This is a genomic window from Idiomarina sp. (assembly GCF_019431395.1).
GTDB lineage: Bacteria > Pseudomonadota > Gammaproteobacteria > Enterobacterales > Alteromonadaceae > Idiomarina.
The window spans coordinates 1,488,514-1,505,982 of the sequence record NZ_CP080268.1 but is presented as its reverse complement, the minus strand read 5'-3'; the positions used below and the strand labels follow the sequence as shown (position 1 = coordinate 1,505,982).

The following is a 17,469-nucleotide window of genomic DNA, read 5'->3' as shown; positions in this document are numbered from 1 at the left end:
TTGCCGGTGATCCTGTCTACGCCGCTGGTTATAGCTATTATCGCATTAGTGCTGGCCTTGCTGGCGCTAACTGCTGTGGTTATTACTGCGCGTAAGCAAAGCCAGGTAATTGAACGGCAGCAACAGCGTCTGATGATGCTGACCGAAACCGCCAGTGATATTTTAGCCCTCAAAAAGCAGCTGGAGCAGCAGAACGAGAAGCAGGACGGTGGCGATTTTGCCCAAACCCAGCAACTGCAGCAAAGCCTTGAGTTAAGCCTAAAGCAACAGCTGGAACAACAAAACCAGCAATTGCAGCAAACCGTCGCACAGCTTAGCCAGGAACAATGCGCGCTCGAACAAAAGCTGCAACAATTATCTGAGCAAGACCCAGGCGCCAAACTCTACCAACGCGCCGCCAAACTCGTCGCCAGCGGCGCCAGCATAGAAGAAATCATGCAGGAATGCGATCTGCCCCGCGCCGAAGCCGAACTCCTCGCCGCCATGCGGAGATGATGTAGCCGATTGTTTGGTTTCGATGGGATGCACCGGCGACGGGGCGCTACGTCCCGCCGGTGGATTTTCGTTTATTCCCACGAAGCGGGAAATTTGCCGTCGAGCAAGTAAGCGAAGGCGATGATTTCGGCAATGATGATATATAAATCGCGGGGGATTTCTTCGCCAACGTTCAGGCGCGCGAGCGAATCGGATAATAAGGGATCCTCGTGCACCATCACGCCGTGCTCTTTGGCTACCGCAATAATTTCTTCTGCCAGTTCGTCAAAGCCTTTAGCGATAACCTGCGGTGCATTGACGCCATCATAGGCAAGGCCAATGGCTTGTTTTTCTTTGCGATCATCGCTCATACGGTCACCCGAATTATGCCACTTTGTTGTTTCGCCAGCGTGTCGGGTACCCGACCTTTTTGTACCGTTAAATTCAGTCCGTTTACCTCGAGTTGTTCAAAGCGCTTAGTCAGTTTTTCCAGCTTGGTCTCCAGCGCCCGTTGCGCATGGTCAGATTCGGTATAAAAATCGACGCGGGTGCCGGCCGGGTGGTAGCGACCTTTAACCAATAACGGGCCATAACTTTTTAATTCAAAGCGCAAGGTAAATAACCACAGCGTACGGCCTTGTTCACCGTCACTACCACGTTCTTGCTCGCGACGAATCAATAACTCGTGTTGTTGTTCTGGCTGTTGCGCATTAGCCGGCAACAACACATAGTATTCCGGTGTTGCTGCCGATGTCTCAGCGAGCCTCGCCTGACTAGTTTGAGCACTGTTCACCGCCGAGGTAAATAGCTGCATTAAGCGCTGTAGTTGCGTTTGCGGCAATTGTTGCAACAGCTGGTTAATGCGTTCGCGCACTTCGCCGGTAAAACCGGTATCGCCGGCACTGCGTGGTGCCGGGCGCATTACTTCGTCAATTAATGCCTGTGTCAGCTGGCTTACCGACTGCTGTTGCGAGCCACTTAGCGGAGCGGCCGATTGTGACGCCGCGGCTGCGGGCTTTTGCAGTGCCATGCCCAACAACATCATCAGCATTTTGCCCAGCGTACCCATTTGTTGTTGTGGCGCTGTTGCGACGGGTTTTGCCGCAAACCAGTCGTTAACCCATTGCTTAAGTTGCTGCGGTTGTTGCATGGCCTCGCCTTTCGGCAGTTGCTGCAAAACGGCCTGTAAGACGCTGGCCAGCGCTTGACGCGGGGAGGGCGCTTCGCGTGGTGTAGGCTCGGCGGTGCCTCGCGGGGTGGGCGCTTCGCGCGGTGTGGGCTCGGCGGTGCCTCGCGGGATAGGCGCTTCGCGCGGTGTAGGCTCAGCGTTGCCTCGCGGCGGAGGGAGTTCGCGAATCAGGTTTTGCAGGGCTTGTTGCAATTGGTTGGGGGTGGTTTGGCTTGCTTGCTTTAGCAATACGCCTGGGGTGGCTGGCGGTGGCGCCGTTGGCGCGGCTGTTTTCGGCGTTGCCGAGGCTGTTGGCAGCGTGCCTTCGGCCGCTGCGGCTGTTTGCGCTGCGCGCGGTGTTAACAAAGGCACCTGCGTTCCGGATTGCTGAGTCGGCGTTTGTTGGGGCAAGCGTTGTTGAGCTACGCTTTGCAACAAGGCATCGGCTGCGGGCCTGGGCAGTTGTGCCAGTGGCAATTTAATCTCTACCGGTTGTTTAGGCGCTTTAAGACTAACCAATTGCAGGTTTAATTGCGGCTTACTCTCTTGTGCTGCTGGCTTGCTGACGGACTTTGCAATAACCAGCATCGGTTGTTGCGGCGCTTGCTGCTGTAGTTCCTGAATCTGTTGTTGCTGAGTCCGGGTTATGGCTACCGGCACAACCACGTTTTTACCCTGCACAGTTAATTGCAGCAGCACCTGTGGTGGCTGCTGTTTTGCCGCATTGGCGGGCTGTACGGTCACCTTTACTGCCATTATCGGCAAACGGCTAAGTTGCTGGCCGACTTGCTGCTGCACACTTTGCTGCAAAAGCCCACCAGCTTGCCCCTGCGCAGCAGGCGTTTGCGCTGCTGTGGCTGAGCCAGCAACATTACCCGTCCCGCCGCCGGCACGCTGCAATACCCCCATCAACACCTTCGCCGACTCGGCATTGACCACCCGGGTTAAGTCATTCAATACCCGCACAGGCAACGCATCGGGCGCGGCCGATTTAGCACCGCCACTGTTACCCAGCAGATTTTGTAGTAACTGACCCAGCTCCATGTAACCTCTGTATTACCCGTTAGCAAACGTTGACTTAACACGGACAAATTGCCGCGCCTTTACATGGTATTTTCGGCAGCAATTGTGGTAAACTCGAATTAATTTATCCATCTAAATATGCGCCTTGTTGGAACCCACGAATGACTCAGTTCGCGAACTCAGCAGTACCACTATTACACGCAGACGGTGTAAGCTCAATTCGCAGTGGCCGCGTATTGTTCTCGCAGTTGCAGTTTGCCGTACAAAGCGGCGAAATTTGGCAGATTACCGGTGCTAATGGCGCCGGTAAGTCGACCTTGCTGCGTATGTTGACCGGCTTGCTGCAACCGTCAGAAGGGCGCATCTACTTTAACGGCAATCCGATCGAAAAAGTTCGCGACGACTACCATCAGCAATTACTTTACATCGGCCACAAAGCCGCCGTTAAGCCCGAGTTGACCGCGCTCGAAAACGTCTACTGGCAGCGCCGTCTTAACGGCGATACTAACGCCAAAAACCAACAACAAAGCGATTGGGATGTGCTGGAACAACTGGGCTTACTGGGGTTGGAAGAAGAATTCACCGGTCGCCTGTCGGCTGGCCAGCAGCGTCGTGTAGCGTTAACCCGCTTATGGTGCAGTCAGGCCAAACTATGGATCCTGGACGAGCCCTTTACCTCACTGGATGTCGAAGGCATTGCCTTGCTGCAACAACGCTTTATTGAACATTTAAATCAGGGCGGCACCATCGTCATGACCTCGCACCAGCCGCTAAACGACCCGCAACTGCCGTTGCAGCAATTAGCTTTAGCGGCACCGCAATACGAGATGCTGGCGTCATGAGCAGTAGCGTGAACTCGACCGCACTGTGGCGGTCTGTATTGGTACGTGACTTGCGCATTGCAGCACGGCGGCGCTCAGATGCACTTAATCCGTTGCTGTTTTTGTTGATGGTCGTGACCCTGTTCCCGTTGGGCGTGGGCCCCGGGCCGGATATCCTGGCGCGCATTGCACCGGGAATTATCTGGGTGGCGGCGTTACTGGCAACCTTGTTGGGACTGGATCGGTTGTTTAAAGACGACTATAACGACGGCAGTCTGGAACAACTGTGTTTGCTGCCACAGCCGCTGGCCTTTACGCTGACCGCAAAAGTGGCGGCGCATTGGCTGTTAAGTGGCTTGCCGCTGGTTATTTTATCGCCGGTGTTGGCCTTGTTACTGAATTTGCCGTTAGATGCCTGGTGGGCGCTGGCGCTAACCTTACTATTGGGCACTCCGGCACTGAGTGCGTTAGGTGCCATCGGTGCCGCTTTAACATTACAGCTACAACGTGGCGGCACGCTGATTAGCTTGATATTATTGCCGCTGTTTATTCCGCTGTTAATCTTCGCGACCTCGGCGGTCGAAAATGCCGGCATGGGGCTGGCGGTACACGGGCAATTGGCCATTTTGGCTGCAATTTCCGTATTAACGGTAACCCTGGCGCCGCTGGCAATGGCGGCCGCTGTCAGAATGAGTATGAATTAATATGTGGCGATGGTTACATCCTTACGCAAAACCTGAAGCAACCTACCGTTTAGTCGACAAACTACTGCCGTGGTTTGCCGCTTTAACTATCATTAGCCTGGCGGTGGGTATGATCTGGGGACTGGCTTTTGCGCCGGCTGATTACCAGCAGGGCGACAGCTATCGCATCATCTATATTCACGTGCCGTCGGCAATCTTTTCGATGGGCGCGTATTTTGGTATGGCGGTGATGGGTGCCATTGCGCTGATTTGGCAAATAAAAACTGCCGAATGGTCAATTCCGGCTATTGCGCCGGTGGGCGCGGCCATGACGGCTATCGCCTTATTCACCGGCGCCATTTGGGGTAAACCCATGTGGGGAACCTGGTGGGTGTGGGACGCACGCCTGACGTCAGAACTGATTTTATTGTTTTTATATGTTGGCGTGATGGCGCTTTACTATGCCTTCGATGATCAGCGTACCGGCGCCAAAGCCGCAGCCATACTGGCGATGGTCGGGGTGGTTAATCTGCCTATCATTCATTATTCGGTGGAGTGGTGGAATACCCTCCATCAGGGCGCGACTATTACCAAGTTCGAACGTCCGTCCATTGCTACCAGTATGCTGTGGCCATTACTGATTAGCCTGCTGGGCTTTATGTTATTGACCGCGACGCTGGTGATGATGCGTTTTAAAAACGAATTACTGCGCCACGAATTGCATCGGCCGTGGGCACAGAAGGTGCTGGGTACGGCGCAGGAGGCTGACTAATGGCGTTTGATAGTTTCAGTGATTTTGTTCAGATGGGCGGCTACGGATTTTATGTTTGGCTGTCTTTCTTTTTAACCTTTTTGGTGATTGCCGGTGTCGCATTGGATGCCGCGATTGGGCGTCGCCGTTTGCAGCGTCAAAGTAAAACGTTACTGCGCCGCAAACAGCGTCTGTCCAAACGTCAACAACGGCAAGCATCGCCGGTCGGGGAGTCGAAGCGATGAATCCACGCAGAAAAAAGCGCTTAACCTGGGTCGCACTATTAGTGGTTGGCGTGTCAGTTGCGGTAGGACTGATGCTCTACGCTATGAGCCAGAGTATTAATTTGTTTTACACGCCGTCTGATTTTGTCGAAGTCGAAGAAGGCAAGCAGGCGCCGGTTGTAGGCCAGCGCATGCGCGTTGGCGGCATGGTGGTGGAAGGCTCGGTTAAGCGTAACCGCGACACCCTCGAAGTTAAATTTAACATCACCGATACCGGACCCGAAATTACGGTGTTGTATCAGGGCATTTTGCCGGATCTATTCCGCGAAGGGCAGGGCATTGTCGCGCAGGGCGAATTAGTTGAACCGCGTGTGCTTAAAGCCAGCGAAGTACTGGCCAAGCACGACGAAGAGTACATGCCGCCTGAGCTGGCCGAAAAAATGAAAGGCATTAAACATGTTAATCCGAATTCACCTGAGGCTTACACTGACGACGGGAGCGAGCAATGATTGCTGAACTCGGACACCTCAGTATCGCCATTGCCTTAGCTTTTTCGGTATTGCTGGCCGGCTATGCGCTTTATGGCGCGTGGCGTGGGCACGGTGGCGTGATGAGTTACGCGCGGCCGCTGGCTATCGGGCAGTTTTTATTTACCGCTATAGCTTTTGCGATGTTGGTTACGGCGTTTGTCGTTAACGATTTTTCCATTGCTTATGTAGCCGCCAACTCGAACACTGCACTGCCGACTCATTATCGAGTGACCGCGGTATGGGGATCGCACGAAGGTTCATTCCTGCTGTGGATGTTGATGCAGTCGGGCTGGATAGCGGCAGTGGCACTGCTGTCACGCTCGATGCCGCTACCGATGGTGGCGCGGGTATTAGGTATTTTAGGCCTAATCAGCATCGGCTTTTACCTGTTTATGCTAACGGTCTCCAATCCGTTTGATCGTAGCCTACCGATGATCCCGGTAGACGGCCGCGATCTGAATCCGTTATTACAAGACCCCGGCATGATCATTCATCCGCCGTTACTGTATATGGGTTACGTCGGCTTCTCGGTGGCGTTCGCCTTTGCTATCGCGGCATTGATATCCGGTAAGCTCGACGCCGCCTGGGCGCGCTGGTCGCGCCCGTGGACTCTGGCTGCGTGGATTTTTCTGACCCTGGGTATCGCTATTGGTAGTTGGTGGGCCTATTACGAACTCGGCTGGGGCGGCTGGTGGTTCTGGGATCCGGTCGAAAACGCCTCGTTTATGCCATGGCTGGTGGGGACCGCCTTATTGCACTCGCTGGCGGTCACCGAAAAGCGCGGCAGTTTTAAATCATGGACGGTGCTGTTAGCCATAGCGGCCTTTAGTTTAAGTTTGCTGGGTACCTTCTTAGTGCGCTCCGGCGTATTGGTCTCGGTGCATGCGTTCGCCTCCGATCCCACCCGCGGGCTGTTTATTTTAGTGTTGTTAGCCATCGTTATTGGCGGCTCGCTTATTCTTTATGGTATGCGAGCCTCGCAAATGCAGGGCTATAGCCGTTACGACCTGGCCTCGCGCGAAGTGATGCTACTGGGCAATAACGTGCTGCTGATGGCCGCCATGATTGTGGTACTGCTGGGCACCCTGCTGCCATTAGTCCATAAAGAACTGGGTATGGGCAGTATCTCCATTGGTGAACCGTTCTTTAACGAGCTGTACGCCTACCTGGTGGTACCCTTTGCATTACTACTTGGGGTCGGCCCGCTGATGCGCTGGCGCCGACAGCCACTGCAGCCGCTACTTAAACCACTGGCACTGTGTCTGGTATTAGCCCTCGCACTGACCTTTATTTTACCGCGTATTTGGGCTGAACAACTGCCGGTGTGGGCGGCTATTGGTCTGTTCCTGGCGTTCTGGGTGGCACTGTCGACGATAACCGAAGTGCAACAGACCCTAAAACAACGCAAACAGGGCCTGGCAGGCATTACCCGTATACCGGCCAGCCATTGGGGCATGGTGCTGGGGCACATCGGCTTCGCCGTAACCCTGATTGGGGTGGCGTTGGTGTCGCATTACGAAACCGAGCGTGATGTTGCCATTGCGCCCGGACAAACCGTAGAAGTTAGTGGTTATGAGTTAACCTTTAAGGAGCTTACGCACTTTGAGGGGCCTAATTACCTTGCTGATCAGGGAATTTTCCAGCTACATAAAAACGGCGAATTCGTTACCGAAGTGGTTAGCGAAAAACGCTTTTACACCGTTCAGCGCATGAGCATGACCGAAGTCGGCTTAGACGCTAGTTTATTGCGAGACTTATATGTAGCGATGGGCGAGCCTTTAGATGATGTCGCGGACGCGGATCAGCCCTGGGCAGTGCGTTTTTACGTAAAACCTTTTGTGCGCTGGATTTGGTTAGGCGCGATTATTATGGCCATTGGTGGCGCACTAGCGATGGCCGACAAGCGCTATCGTTCGGGCAAACGGGTTAAAGCTAAGGAGCAGTCGGCATGAGTGAAGAGCAGTCCAAACGCCGTTGGTGGGTGCTATTTGCGCCTTTAATCGTATTTGCACTATTGCTGGTGTTTTTATTAAAAGGCCTGGGCAGTGACCCGACCAAACTTGAATCGGTGTTAATTGATAAATCGGTACCTGAATTCAATGCCGTGGACTTGTTTAACAACGACAAAGTCTACAGCCAGGAGGTGTTAAAAGACGGCCCCATGCTGATGAACGTCTGGGCCACCTGGTGCCCGACCTGCCGCGCTGAACATGCGTTTTTAAACGAGTTGGCGGCACAGGGAATTCCTATTGTCGGGCTAAATTACAAAGACGATTCGCGTGCCAAAGCCATAGGCTGGTTAAATACCCTTGGCGACCCGTACACCGTTAACCTGTTCGATCCCGAAGGCGAGGTCGCCTTTGAATTTGGTGTGTACGGTGCGCCGGAAACTTACTTTATTGATGCCGAGGGCAAAATTCGTTACCGCCATGTGGGCGACGTCAATGCCCGTAACTGGCAGAACAAACTCAAAGGCATTTATAGCCAGTTACAGCAGGAGGCACAGCAATGAGATATTTCAGTGCGTTAATAGCCAGCCTGTTGCTGTGTTTAAGTCTCGGGGCTTTGGCGCAGCAGGTTACCTATGATGGCCACGAATTCGACACTGAACAACAGCGCAAGACCTACGCGGAACTGATCAGCGAGTTACGCTGCCCGAAATGTCAAAACCAGAATATCGCCGACTCCAATGCACCGCTCGCTGCGGATATGCGTGAACGCGCCTACGAAATGGTCATGGCCGGTGAATCGAAACAAGCGGTTATTGATTACATGGTCGCGCGCTACGGCAATTTCGCGCACTATAAGCCGCCGTTTAATGTATTTACCGCCATACTTTGGGTGGCACCGGTGGCGATTGCATTAATTGGCATTTTTCTGGCCTTGCGCTTATCGCGAAAGCGTAGCCAGCCGGTCACCTTAAGCGACGAAGAAAAGCGTCGCCTGGCGCAACTAAAAGCGGAGGCCAAAGATGATTAAGTTAGTACTGGCGTTAGCCGTGTTAGTCATCTTAGCGGTGATTGTCATTTTATTGGCACGGGTATTTCAGCACAAACAGCAGCTTAGCCGCGATAACGAAAATCAGCAGTGGTACCGTCAGCGCCTGTCCGAATTAGACGAGGATCATGCCAACGGTCGTGTCAGCGAAGAAGAATATCAGCAAGCGGTAACCGAGCTGGATAAAACCTTCGTTACCGATAATCGTAATATCGAAGCCGACATAAAATGGCTACCGGCTAAACCCTGGCTACCCATTGTCTTATTGGTGGTGTTGTCGGTAGGGCTCTACATCGCATTCGGTAGCTGGACACTGCAGCGCCAGGCCGACGACGCCTTGCAGCAATTGCCCGAGCTGGGCAAAACCGTGTTACAGGAACAACAGCAGGTGGATGCCGAGACGCTGTCGACCTTTGCGCTGGGGCTGCGGCAAAAACTACAACGCCAGGGCGACGACCCCATCGCGTGGTGGATTTATGCCGGTCTGATGAGCGATTTACAACAGTTCGACCAGGCCAATAACGCCTTCCAACGGTCGCTGGACTTAGACCCTGACCGTGTCGGCACGCTGATTAGCTATGCACGCTTTTTACTGCAAAATGGCGGCGCAGAGACTAACCAGCAGGCGGCGCAGTTATTAGCTCGGGCACTGCGGTTAGAGCCGGATAATGCTGATGCACTGTCATTAAGCGGTTTTGTTGCATTCGAAAACGCCAATTACGAACAAGCTATCAACGCGTGGCAGCGCTTGTTATCGTTAACACCTGCAGACTCAAACCGGCGCGAGGTGGTGGAACAGGCAATTGCCGATGCCAAGCAGCAGTTGCAACAGGGTGCCATGAGCCTGACGGTAACGGTGGAGCTGGGCGAAACCGTGCGTGATGCACTGCCTGCCAATGGTACCTTGTTTATTTACGTGACTGCGCCTGATGGAGCACCGATGCCGGCGGCGGTTAAGCGTGTTGCCGCCGGCAGTTTGCCGGTAACTGTTACCTTGAGTAACCAGGATTCGATGCTGCCCGACTATCAGTTAAGCTCACTCGAGCAATGGAAAGTACAGGCGCGCGTCTCGCAAGATGACAAAATAGATGTACAAGCGGGTGATCTGAATGCCGTACCAGCGGTTATTAATGCAAAGGATTCTGCCAGCGTCACACTGCGGCTGACAGAGCAAGTTGCGACAACAAACAATCAAAATGGAAGTGGAAAGTAAGCGATGCAAAAAAGGTGGTATGCGAAGCTGTTTGGTGCGCTGATGTCAGTGCTGGTGTTGGCCGGTTGTTCATCCACACCGGATGATCCTTATGCCGACAAGCGAGACCCGTTCGAGGACATGAACCGCGTGGTCTGGGATTTTAACCAAGATGTTGACGAAGCAGTAATCAAACCAACCGCCGAGGTTTATGAAAACATCCCGGCACCGGTGCGTCATTCGTTGTATCGCGCGTTCGAAAACCTGCAAGAGCCCTGGTCGTTTGTAAATAATATTTTGCAAGGTAAACCCAAAGATGCCGGTGTTACCGTGGGTCGCTTTTTCTTTAACAGCACCATTGGTTTGCTGGGATTATTGGATCCGGCCACCGAAATGGGCCTGACCAAACGCGAAGAATCACTGGGCGAAACACTGGCACTGTGGGGCGTACCGGACGGTCCTTACCTGATGTTGCCACTGTTGGGCCCGACGGTACTTATCGATCGTGGTACCGACTGGGTTGACGGCAATTACTTCCCTTATACCGCAGTCGACTCAGACTGGGACATTCCGCGTTATACGGTAAAAGGGCTGGAGCTGCGCTTACGCTTGCGTGAGCAAGAGCAAGTGCTGGAGAACGCGCTGGACCCCTACACCTTTGTTAAAGAGGCGTATTATCAAAACTGGCGTTACAACGTGTATGACGGTAATCCGCCGCAAGAGCCGGCTGAAGACTTCGAAGATTTTGAAGATTTTTAATCAAATCGTGACATTGACGCCAGCCTGATCCTGAACAATGCTTAAGGCAGTTTCGGTATTTAAAGGCGGTAAACATGTCGCAGGCAACGGTATTAATGATCGAGGACGACGTCGTTTTTCAGGGCGTCGTGCAACAATACCTGCGTCAGCTCGATTATGACGTGCACTGTACAGCTAACGGCCGCGAAGGCATCAAACTGTGCAGTCAACGTACCCCCGATATTATCATTTGTGACTTAAAACTCCCTGATATCAGCGGTCTCGAGGTTATCGAGACACTGCTGTCGATGACCACCGACCTGCCGATTATTGTGGTTTCTGCCAGTGACTCCATGGCGGATATCCGCGAAGCGGTGCGACTAGGGGCGTGGGATTATCTGGTCAAGCCGTTAGAGAGTTTAACCACCCTAAACGAGGCAATTCAGCATTGTCTTAAGCGCTACCAGTTAGAAGAAACCTACCTGCATGATCGCTGGGAGCTGGATGATCATATCGACGTGCTCTACAACGATGATGCGCTGGTACAGCGGCTGACGCACGAATTATTGCCTAATGGCTCGCTGCAGTTGGGCGGCTACCGGTTTGATTTTCATCTGCAAAACGGACAGCCTAGTTTGTGGCTGGATTACCGGCCACTGCTGGACGGCAGGGTGCTGGTGCTGATGGCAAGCCCGCAAAACGCAACCGACCAAACCCTGATACCCTTGCTGGTTTTCAAAACGCTGTTAGATCCGCTGTTACGTCAACACCTGTCCGGAAACGACGATACGGTTTTACAACCACAGCGGCTGTTGCGGCATCTTAATAACGAGCTCTGTCACTCGCGCATTCGTACGGCTTTTGATGTCTGGGTGGGGGTGTTAGATACCAAACAACAACACTGGCGCTGGGCGCAGGCGGGGGACATGATACACAGTGAACCGCAGGCAAAACCGGATCTGGCGTTGGGCATATGGCAACAGGCGCGCTATCAATGCCGTGAACTTGAACAAGTGAGTAAAATTCATGCCCGGCTGCCACAACAAGCCGAGCTAATTATTCAGCGCGAGACGCCTCAAACTGCCGAATAGCCTTATCGATGTAGGGCAGGCTCATATTGATATTAATTGGCTGGGTAAACAACGGATAACCAATTCCGGCCGCTAACAACGCGGGTAACTTCCACCATCCTTGCACGTCTACGATGGCATAAAATACCACACAAATTGGCACTAACTTAGCCAGGTTGCAGATTAACCGACGTGGAACAGGCATCGCTTGTTGCGCTGCAGCCAGTATTGCTGCACGCTCAACAAATGAATAGTCCTGCAATTGCGGAACTTTTTTGGAAGAAAAATACAGGGCCATAAGTACCTTTGTTACCTTTAAATTCACTGTCTATAGGCGCGTTGAGGTTGCATTATAACAGTAAAACGCGGTATAAACGTGGCCGATTTTTAGAACTTTAGAATAGGTAAAAGCATGGACAAGCAGAACGTCAAAAAAGTCGTTATCCCGGTTGCGGGACTAGGAACACGGATGTTACCAGCCACTAAGGCCATTCCAAAAGAAATGCTGCCGCTGGTCGATCGTCCGTTAATTCAGTTTATTGTGGAAGAGTGTGCTGCGGCGGGCTTAACCGATGTGATTTTGGTTACACATTCCAGTAAAAACAGTATCGAAAACCACTTCGATACCAGTTTTGAACTAGAAACAACCCTCGAGCGCCGCGTTAAGCGTCAGTTGTTAGAAGAAGTACAGGCGATTTGTCCCAAAGGCACCACCATTATGCACGTGCGTCAGGGCGAGGCGAAGGGCTTAGGCCATGCGGTGCTGTGTGCGCGGCCGTTGGTCGGTAATGAACCGTTTGCGGTGGTGTTACCGGATGTCCTGGTCGACGAAGCCAGCTGCGACCTTAAGCGCGACAACATGGCCGAAATGAAGCGCAATTTTGAGCAGACCGGCGCGGCCCAGGTGATGGTAGAGAAAGTGCCACACGAAAATGTTAGTAGCTACGGCGTTGCCGATATTAACGGTGCGGATTTGGCCCCCGGTGAGCAGGCGGCCATTAAGCAATTGGTTGAAAAACCCGCCGTGGACGAGGCGCCGTCAGATTTGGCTGTGGTTGGTCGTTATGTGTTCCCGAAAGAATTATGGCCATTGCTGGAAAGAACCCCGGTTGGTGCCGGCAACGAAATTCAGCTAACCGACGCCATGGCAATGTTATTGCAGGATAAACCGGTCAATGCCTACTACATGAAAGGCAAAAGCCACGACTGCGGCAACAAATTCGGCTACGCCAAAGCCTTCCTCGAGCACGCCCTGCGCCACCCGCAACTAGCGGATGATATGCGGGATTATATAAATAGGCTTTGATGACATACGACGGTGGGGGGCATTCCGCTCCGCCGTTGCGTTCGGCTACGCCTCACTAAACCGGCGGCCACTTACGATATGAATTAATAGCGAGGGGTAGTCGGCATCAAGGTTTTAAAAGGATTCAACGTCATCGTTTCAAAAGTGCAATTTAGCTCGCGACGGAAAGGAATGATTGCATATCGTAAGTAGCCGTCGGCTTAGCGGCGCAACGCGCCGCGTGACGGCGGGAATAGATGTCACGAAACGGCCGCTTTCTGCGCTTCGATCTCCTTGCCCAGGATCAAGTCGGCCAATTGGCGTGCGCAGGGGCCGGTTTGTTCGCCTTTCGGTAGCACCATATACAAGCTGCCTTTGCGGCAGCTACTGCCTTCCAGTTGCAGTTTGCGAATAGCGCCTTTTTTCATCTCGCGCTCGGCAATGTAGGGCGGTAACCAGCAAAAGCCGAGGCCGGAACGAACCAATCGCAAAGCTTCGTCGAAATGGCTCACCGTCCAGCGTTGCTCCGCCTTCAGCCAGCCTTCATCCTCCTGCGGATGTTCGGCGGTATCGCGGATAACAATTTGCAAATGCTGGCTTAACTCGTCCTGCGCAACCGGCTGTTCGAGTTGCGCCAACGGATGGTCAGGATGGCACACCAAATCCATCACATAATCGTCAATAGGTTCGCCAATATAGCCTTTCGGCAGGTGGTGGGTAATGACCACATCCGCTGATTTTTCGCGAATGTGCTCCAGCGTGCCGGTCAATACGGTGTCTTCGATCGATAACCGGCTGCCGCGGCTAAAGTCCTGAAACTTGCGTAATGCCGGAATCAGCGTCGAGCGGTCAAACACCATCTCCAGCGCTAATTTAACTTCCGGCTCCCAACCTTGTTCCAGGTTATGCGCCAGTTGTTCCAGTTCCTGTGCCGTTTGTGTTAACTGTCGGGAGCGACGCAGCATAACCTCGCCCACCGCCGTTAAAACCGCCTTACGACCTTTAACCTCAAGCAGTTGTACGCCTAACACCTGTTGTAATTTTGCTACGGCGTGGTTTAAAGAGGATTGGCTCTTATTCAATTTATCGGCTGCGTGAGCATAACCGCCACAGTCGATAACGGCCTGAAAAATCCGCCACTGCTCTAAGGTGGATTTTGCTCTGTAATGTGCCATATCAGTATTGATACCGCCCTTATTGAAGAAAACTTAGGTCCGTGCAGTCAGAATGGCACGGATCGGTGCTTTGTACCCTTCAATAGTCATATTGTAGTCATTTGGATCAAGAAAATCTTTTAACGATTCACCCTGCATCCATTCCGTCGACCGCTGTTCGTCCAGAGAGGTGACGTTATGGTCAACAATTTCGATGTCTTTGAAGCCCAGCCGTTGTAGCCAAACCGCCAACGCCTCAGCGCTGGGTAAAAACCAAACATTGCGCATTTGTGCATAACGTTCACCGGGCATCATCACCGTGGTATCGTCGCCCTCGACTACAATCGTCTCCAGCACTAACTGGCCGCCGGGCTTTAACAACCCTTTTAACTGCTGCAAAAATTCCAGCGGCGAACGGCGGTGATACAACACACCCATGCTAAACACGGTATCGAAGCTTTTTAACTCCGGCATCTGTTCAATACCGACCGGGAAAAAGTGCGCGTGCCGGGCAAGCGCCGGCGGCATATATTTTTTAATCGCCTGAAACTGGGTTAAAAACAGCTCGCCCGGATCGACTCCCCAAACATCCTCCGCACCGGCTTCCAGCATCCGCCATAAGTGATAACCGCTGCCACAGCCGACATCCAGCACTTGTTTGCCCTGTAATGAATCCAGATGGGGCGCAACCCGCTGCCACTTCCAGTCCGACCGCCATTCGGTATCGATGGTCATGCCGAACAAATCGAACGGACCTTTACGCCACGGGCATAACTGCATTAACAGCCCGCGCATTTGCGCTCGCTGCGAGTCGGTCGCCCGCGCCGCAGAGCCGATGCTAATGGTGTCGCCTAAATCAACATCCGCGCTATCCGTTAGTTCGATATCCGGCAACTGCTTTAACACCCGTTGCCATTTTTTAAAGTCGCCATGGGGTTTGTCGCTAAACTGACGTAGCTGTGTTGGTAAGGTTTCCAGCCAGGCGGCATGCGGGCTATCGATTAAACGTTGCAGTGAATGATTAAACATCGGCATTAGTCAGTTCCCTTAACAGCCAGCATGGCAGCAAAATTAAAACACTGAAACCAGCAGCCATAGTGAGCAAAGCCGGCTTCCTTAAAGCGCGCAAAATGGTCGGACAGCTTGTCAATTTTCATGACGTTTTCGATGGCGGCGCGTTTTTGGCTGATTTCCAGCTCGCTGTAGCCATTGGCACGCTTAAAATCGTGGTGCAGATCCACCAGTACATCGTTCATGGTATCGTCCTCGGCGATGATTTTTTCGGCAATCATCAAGGCACCACCGGGGCGTAAACCAGAAAAAAGTGTCGAAATAATACGCTGGCGCTCTTCACGCGGCACGAATTGCAACGTAAAATTGAGCACTATCATAGACGCATTAGTAATGTCGGTTTCGCGGATATCCTCGCATCGTAGTGTTACCGGCACTTGGCTTTTAAAACCTTGCAGGTGCAGTCGCGCCCGCTCGACCATTGCTTCGGAGTTGTCGACGGCGATAATCTGAACCGGTGCAGTGGCTTCGCAGCCTTTGCGCAAAGCCAGCGTTGCCGCGCCCAGCGAGCAACCTAAGTCATACACGTTGGAATTCGGTTGAACGTAACGTGCGGCCAGTTGCGGCAAGGTTTGTAAAATGCTGGAATAACCCGGAACCGAGCGGTTTATCATGTCGGGAAACACCTCGACCACGTGCTGATCGAAGCTAAAATCAGCGACACTCGGTAAGGGTTTAGAAAAAATAGTATCGCGATGGTTCATAAATGGCGCGCCTGTCCGATAATGCTCTATATAAACAATAACGTAATAGTTTACCTAACCTGTCGGAGAATATACAACGAATGAAACATCAATGGCGGTCATTGCTTGCTTTCATGTTGCTGCTGTTTGGTCTTAACGCGCATGCCGCGAATGAGGCCAACGACTGGCTGGTTGAGCATCCGGAAATACGGGTTGGCGTGCCGGAAGATCTGAAGCCGCTTATTTCGTTCGATCAGGACAAGGCTGTTGGCTTTGATGTTGATATGCTGACAGCCATCACCCAGGGCGTACCGCTGGATTTTGTCTGGGTGCCCTGTGGCAGTTGGTCGGACTGTTTAAGTGCCCTGCAGCAACGCCAGATCGATGTACTGCCCAGTATGTCATTTTCTACCGACCGCGCAGCCTATACCAGTTTTACTCAACGCTACTGGACCATGCCCTGGGCCGCCTTGTCGATACATGACGTTGGCGAGCAGGTTCCTCGAGAACTCAAAGCCGAGCAGCTGCGGGGGCAACGCATTGGTGTGACCCAGGGTTACAGCGTTATCCCAATGCTGCAGCATATCCAGCAAACCGAGGTGGTGGAATTTAAGACCTTGCCGCGGGGCATTGATGCCCTCGCCCGCGATGCCATAGACGTTTATATTGACAGCCTGCCGATTTTGGTTGATGAGTTACAGCAACGGCCGGTGGCTAACGCCGATTTAAGCGTGCTAACCGGCGCGCCGGGGGAGGATTTGTTTTTTGGCGTGCGTAGCGATTACCAACCGCTGGTGGTGATATTTAATCAGGGTATCGAAAAACTGACCGAGTTAGAGCGTCAACGCATACGTCGTAAATGGTATGGCTACGAATTGCAGCGTGGCTGGAGCGATCAGGAGTTGCTCAGCCTGGGCCTAAAAGTGGGCTCGGTGGTGGTATTGTTGATTGCCGGTGTGGCCTACTGGAACAGCCGCCTGCGACGCGAGGTTAAATTGCGCAAATCGGCTGAGCGACGGATTCGTTACGTCGCCACGCACGACGAACTGACTGGTTTACCTAATCGTAATTTGCTCAGTGACAGGTTAGAGCAGGCGATTTTGCAGCATCAGCGCGGCAATAAAGCCTTTAGCATGATGTTTCTGGACTTAGATGGTTTCAAGGCGATTAATGATGACTTTGGCCACGAATACGGCGATGAAATACTCATCCACGCTGCGCAACGGTTAATCGGATTGCTGCGCAAATCAGACACGGTATGCCGCTATGGCGGTGACGAATTCGTCGTGTTACTGCCCAGCACCAACAACACCAACGCCGCATTGGCCGTGGCGCGCAAACTGGTGGTGCATTTAGCCCGGCCCTATAAAATTAAAGGCGAGTCGCTCGATGTCAGCGTCAGCATCGGCGTCGCCATGTTCCCGCAGCACGGCACCGACGAACAAACCCTGCTACGCTCCGCCGACAAAGCCATGTACGCCGCCAAAGCCGCCGGCAAAAACGACGTCCGCCTGGCGGGGTAGGGCGTCCCCACAGCGTGGATGACATTTGGCGCCAGTTCGCTATAATGTGGCGCTTCAAATTTCATAACATCCAACGACAGCT

Annotated in this window: 20 protein-coding genes; 14 read left to right on the top strand and 6 right to left on the bottom strand. The window is 53.0% G+C overall.

The window, feature by feature from the left end:
• Positions 1-6: 6 nt before the first annotated feature.
• On the top strand, positions 7-495 hold the full coding sequence (locus tag KZ771_RS07405; RefSeq protein WP_290652612.1) for a DUF2802 domain-containing protein: 489 nt from the start codon (positions 7-9) through the stop codon (positions 493-495).
• Positions 496-566: 71 nt separating this feature from the next.
• On the opposite strand, the gene KZ771_RS07400 is transcribed toward KZ771_RS07405, so the two are convergent.
• Entirely contained in the window at positions 567-845 is a 279-nt protein-coding gene (locus KZ771_RS07400) for an EscU/YscU/HrcU family type III secretion system export apparatus switch protein (protein WP_290569513.1), read from the bottom strand.
• Positions 842-2,686, bottom strand: a complete 1,845-nt coding sequence (locus KZ771_RS07395) for a flagellar hook-length control protein FliK (RefSeq protein ID WP_290652610.1) — start codon at positions 2,684-2,686, stop codon at positions 842-844. The genes KZ771_RS07400 and KZ771_RS07395 overlap by 4 nt, the downstream gene beginning before the upstream one ends.
• A 140-nt stretch (positions 2,687-2,826) precedes the next feature.
• Between KZ771_RS07395 and ccmA the strand changes: the two genes are divergently transcribed.
• The 11 genes from ccmA (at position 2,827) to KZ771_RS07340 (ending at position 11,692) form a co-directional block, all read left to right on the top strand.
• Positions 2,827-3,507 (top strand): cytochrome c biogenesis heme-transporting ATPase CcmA, encoded by a 681-nt coding sequence (ccmA, locus tag KZ771_RS07390; protein ID WP_290652608.1) that lies wholly within the window; start codon positions 2,827-2,829, stop codon positions 3,505-3,507.
• Complete coding sequence (gene ccmB, locus KZ771_RS07385) at positions 3,504-4,190, top strand: heme exporter protein CcmB (RefSeq protein ID WP_290569508.1); 687 nt, start codon at positions 3,504-3,506, stop codon at positions 4,188-4,190. Before ccmA ends, ccmB begins: the two co-directional genes overlap by 4 nt.
• Before the next feature lies 1 nt (position 4,191).
• Positions 4,192-4,941 (top strand): heme ABC transporter permease, encoded by a 750-nt coding sequence (locus KZ771_RS07380; protein WP_290569506.1) that lies wholly within the window; start codon positions 4,192-4,194, stop codon positions 4,939-4,941.
• On the top strand, positions 4,941-5,165 hold the full coding sequence (gene ccmD, locus KZ771_RS07375) for a heme exporter protein CcmD (protein ID WP_133540172.1): 225 nt from the start codon (positions 4,941-4,943) through the stop codon (positions 5,163-5,165). The genes KZ771_RS07380 and ccmD overlap by 1 nt, the downstream gene beginning before the upstream one ends.
• Positions 5,162-5,653, top strand: a complete 492-nt coding sequence (gene ccmE, locus KZ771_RS07370; protein ID WP_290569504.1) for a cytochrome c maturation protein CcmE — start codon at positions 5,162-5,164, stop codon at positions 5,651-5,653. Before ccmD ends, ccmE begins: the two co-directional genes overlap by 4 nt.
• Entirely contained in the window at positions 5,650-7,626 is a 1,977-nt protein-coding gene (locus KZ771_RS07365) for a heme lyase CcmF/NrfE family subunit (RefSeq protein WP_290652606.1), read from the top strand. The genes ccmE and KZ771_RS07365 overlap by 4 nt, the downstream gene beginning before the upstream one ends.
• Positions 7,623-8,186, top strand: coding sequence for a DsbE family thiol:disulfide interchange protein (locus KZ771_RS07360; RefSeq protein WP_290652604.1), 564 nt, complete (start codon positions 7,623-7,625; stop codon positions 8,184-8,186). Before KZ771_RS07365 ends, KZ771_RS07360 begins: the two co-directional genes overlap by 4 nt.
• Positions 8,183-8,653, top strand: coding sequence for a cytochrome c-type biogenesis protein (locus tag KZ771_RS07355; RefSeq protein WP_290569498.1), 471 nt, complete (start codon positions 8,183-8,185; stop codon positions 8,651-8,653). The genes KZ771_RS07360 and KZ771_RS07355 overlap by 4 nt, the downstream gene beginning before the upstream one ends.
• On the top strand, positions 8,646-9,884 hold the full coding sequence (ccmI, locus tag KZ771_RS07350) for a c-type cytochrome biogenesis protein CcmI (RefSeq protein ID WP_290652602.1): 1,239 nt from the start codon (positions 8,646-8,648) through the stop codon (positions 9,882-9,884). Before KZ771_RS07355 ends, ccmI begins: the two co-directional genes overlap by 8 nt.
• A 3-nt stretch (positions 9,885-9,887) precedes the next feature.
• On the top strand, positions 9,888-10,622 hold the full coding sequence (locus KZ771_RS07345; RefSeq protein WP_290652600.1) for a VacJ family lipoprotein: 735 nt from the start codon (positions 9,888-9,890) through the stop codon (positions 10,620-10,622).
• Positions 10,623-10,696: 74 nt separating this feature from the next.
• Entirely contained in the window at positions 10,697-11,692 is a 996-nt protein-coding gene (locus KZ771_RS07340) for a response regulator (protein ID WP_290652598.1), read from the top strand.
• Here the strand turns inward: KZ771_RS07340 and KZ771_RS07335 are convergent.
• On the bottom strand, positions 11,658-11,969 hold the full coding sequence (locus tag KZ771_RS07335) for a DUF6170 family protein (protein WP_290652596.1): 312 nt from the start codon (positions 11,967-11,969) through the stop codon (positions 11,658-11,660). The genes KZ771_RS07340 and KZ771_RS07335 overlap by 35 nt on opposite strands.
• A gap of 114 nt (positions 11,970-12,083) precedes the next feature.
• Here KZ771_RS07335 and galU point away from each other — a divergent pair, with 114 nt between their 5' ends.
• Complete coding sequence (galU, locus tag KZ771_RS07330) at positions 12,084-12,977, top strand: UTP--glucose-1-phosphate uridylyltransferase GalU (RefSeq protein WP_290652594.1); 894 nt, start codon at positions 12,084-12,086, stop codon at positions 12,975-12,977.
• Positions 12,978-13,216: 239 nt separating this feature from the next.
• Here galU and KZ771_RS07325 read toward each other — a convergent pair whose 3' ends face one another.
• From KZ771_RS07325 to cmoA, 3 genes are read right to left on the bottom strand one after another with little or no spacing between them, the layout of a single operon-like run.
• Positions 13,217-14,131 (bottom strand): LysR family transcriptional regulator, encoded by a 915-nt coding sequence (locus tag KZ771_RS07325; protein WP_290652592.1) that lies wholly within the window; start codon positions 14,129-14,131, stop codon positions 13,217-13,219.
• 33 nt (positions 14,132-14,164) lie between these two features.
• The gene (gene cmoB / locus KZ771_RS07320) at positions 14,165-15,145 is read right to left on the bottom strand and encodes a tRNA 5-methoxyuridine(34)/uridine 5-oxyacetic acid(34) synthase CmoB (RefSeq protein ID WP_290652590.1); all 981 of its coding nucleotides are present in this window, start codon (positions 15,143-15,145) and stop codon (positions 14,165-14,167) included.
• Entirely contained in the window at positions 15,145-15,885 is a 741-nt protein-coding gene (gene cmoA / locus KZ771_RS07315; RefSeq protein ID WP_290652588.1) for a carboxy-S-adenosyl-L-methionine synthase CmoA, read from the bottom strand. The genes cmoB and cmoA overlap by 1 nt, the downstream gene beginning before the upstream one ends.
• 80 nt (positions 15,886-15,965) lie before the next feature.
• Between cmoA and KZ771_RS07310 the strand changes: the two genes are divergently transcribed.
• On the top strand, positions 15,966-17,387 hold the full coding sequence (locus KZ771_RS07310) for a diguanylate cyclase (protein ID WP_290652586.1): 1,422 nt from the start codon (positions 15,966-15,968) through the stop codon (positions 17,385-17,387).
• Positions 17,388-17,469 lie beyond the last annotated feature (82 nt).

What these genes read in the sequence shown, in the direction of transcription:
- KZ771_RS07400 (WP_290569513.1), bottom strand. Translation starts at nt 845, where the DNA reads ATGAGCGATGATCGCAAAGAAAAACAAGCCATTGGCCTTGCCTATGAT.
- KZ771_RS07395 (WP_290652610.1), bottom strand. Translation starts at nt 2,686, where the DNA reads ATGGAGCTGGGTCAGTTACTACAAAATCTGCTGGGTAACAGTGGCGGT.
- ccmA (WP_290652608.1), top strand. Translation starts at nt 2,827, where the DNA reads ATGACTCAGTTCGCGAACTCAGCAGTACCACTATTACACGCAGACGGT.
- ccmB (WP_290569508.1), top strand. Translation starts at nt 3,504, where the DNA reads ATGAGCAGTAGCGTGAACTCGACCGCACTGTGGCGGTCTGTATTGGTA.
- KZ771_RS07380 (WP_290569506.1), top strand. Translation starts at nt 4,192, where the DNA reads ATGTGGCGATGGTTACATCCTTACGCAAAACCTGAAGCAACCTACCGT.
- ccmD (WP_133540172.1), top strand. Translation starts at nt 4,941, where the DNA reads ATGGCGTTTGATAGTTTCAGTGATTTTGTTCAGATGGGCGGCTACGGA.
- ccmE (WP_290569504.1), top strand. Translation starts at nt 5,162, where the DNA reads ATGAATCCACGCAGAAAAAAGCGCTTAACCTGGGTCGCACTATTAGTG.
- KZ771_RS07365 (WP_290652606.1), top strand. Translation starts at nt 5,650, where the DNA reads ATGATTGCTGAACTCGGACACCTCAGTATCGCCATTGCCTTAGCTTTT.
- KZ771_RS07360 (WP_290652604.1), top strand. Translation starts at nt 7,623, where the DNA reads ATGAGTGAAGAGCAGTCCAAACGCCGTTGGTGGGTGCTATTTGCGCCT.
- KZ771_RS07355 (WP_290569498.1), top strand. Translation starts at nt 8,183, where the DNA reads ATGAGATATTTCAGTGCGTTAATAGCCAGCCTGTTGCTGTGTTTAAGT.
- ccmI (WP_290652602.1), top strand. Translation starts at nt 8,646, where the DNA reads ATGATTAAGTTAGTACTGGCGTTAGCCGTGTTAGTCATCTTAGCGGTG.
- KZ771_RS07345 (WP_290652600.1), top strand. Translation starts at nt 9,888, where the DNA reads ATGCAAAAAAGGTGGTATGCGAAGCTGTTTGGTGCGCTGATGTCAGTG.
- KZ771_RS07340 (WP_290652598.1), top strand. Translation starts at nt 10,697, where the DNA reads ATGTCGCAGGCAACGGTATTAATGATCGAGGACGACGTCGTTTTTCAG.
- KZ771_RS07335 (WP_290652596.1), bottom strand. Translation starts at nt 11,969, where the DNA reads ATGGCCCTGTATTTTTCTTCCAAAAAAGTTCCGCAATTGCAGGACTAT.
- galU (WP_290652594.1), top strand. Translation starts at nt 12,084, where the DNA reads ATGGACAAGCAGAACGTCAAAAAAGTCGTTATCCCGGTTGCGGGACTA.
- KZ771_RS07325 (WP_290652592.1), bottom strand. Translation starts at nt 14,131, where the DNA reads ATGGCACATTACAGAGCAAAATCCACCTTAGAGCAGTGGCGGATTTTT.
- cmoB (WP_290652590.1), bottom strand. Translation starts at nt 15,145, where the DNA reads ATGCCGATGTTTAATCATTCACTGCAACGTTTAATCGATAGCCCGCAT.
- cmoA (WP_290652588.1), bottom strand. Translation starts at nt 15,885, where the DNA reads ATGAACCATCGCGATACTATTTTTTCTAAACCCTTACCGAGTGTCGCT.
- KZ771_RS07310 (WP_290652586.1), top strand. Translation starts at nt 15,966, where the DNA reads ATGAAACATCAATGGCGGTCATTGCTTGCTTTCATGTTGCTGCTGTTT.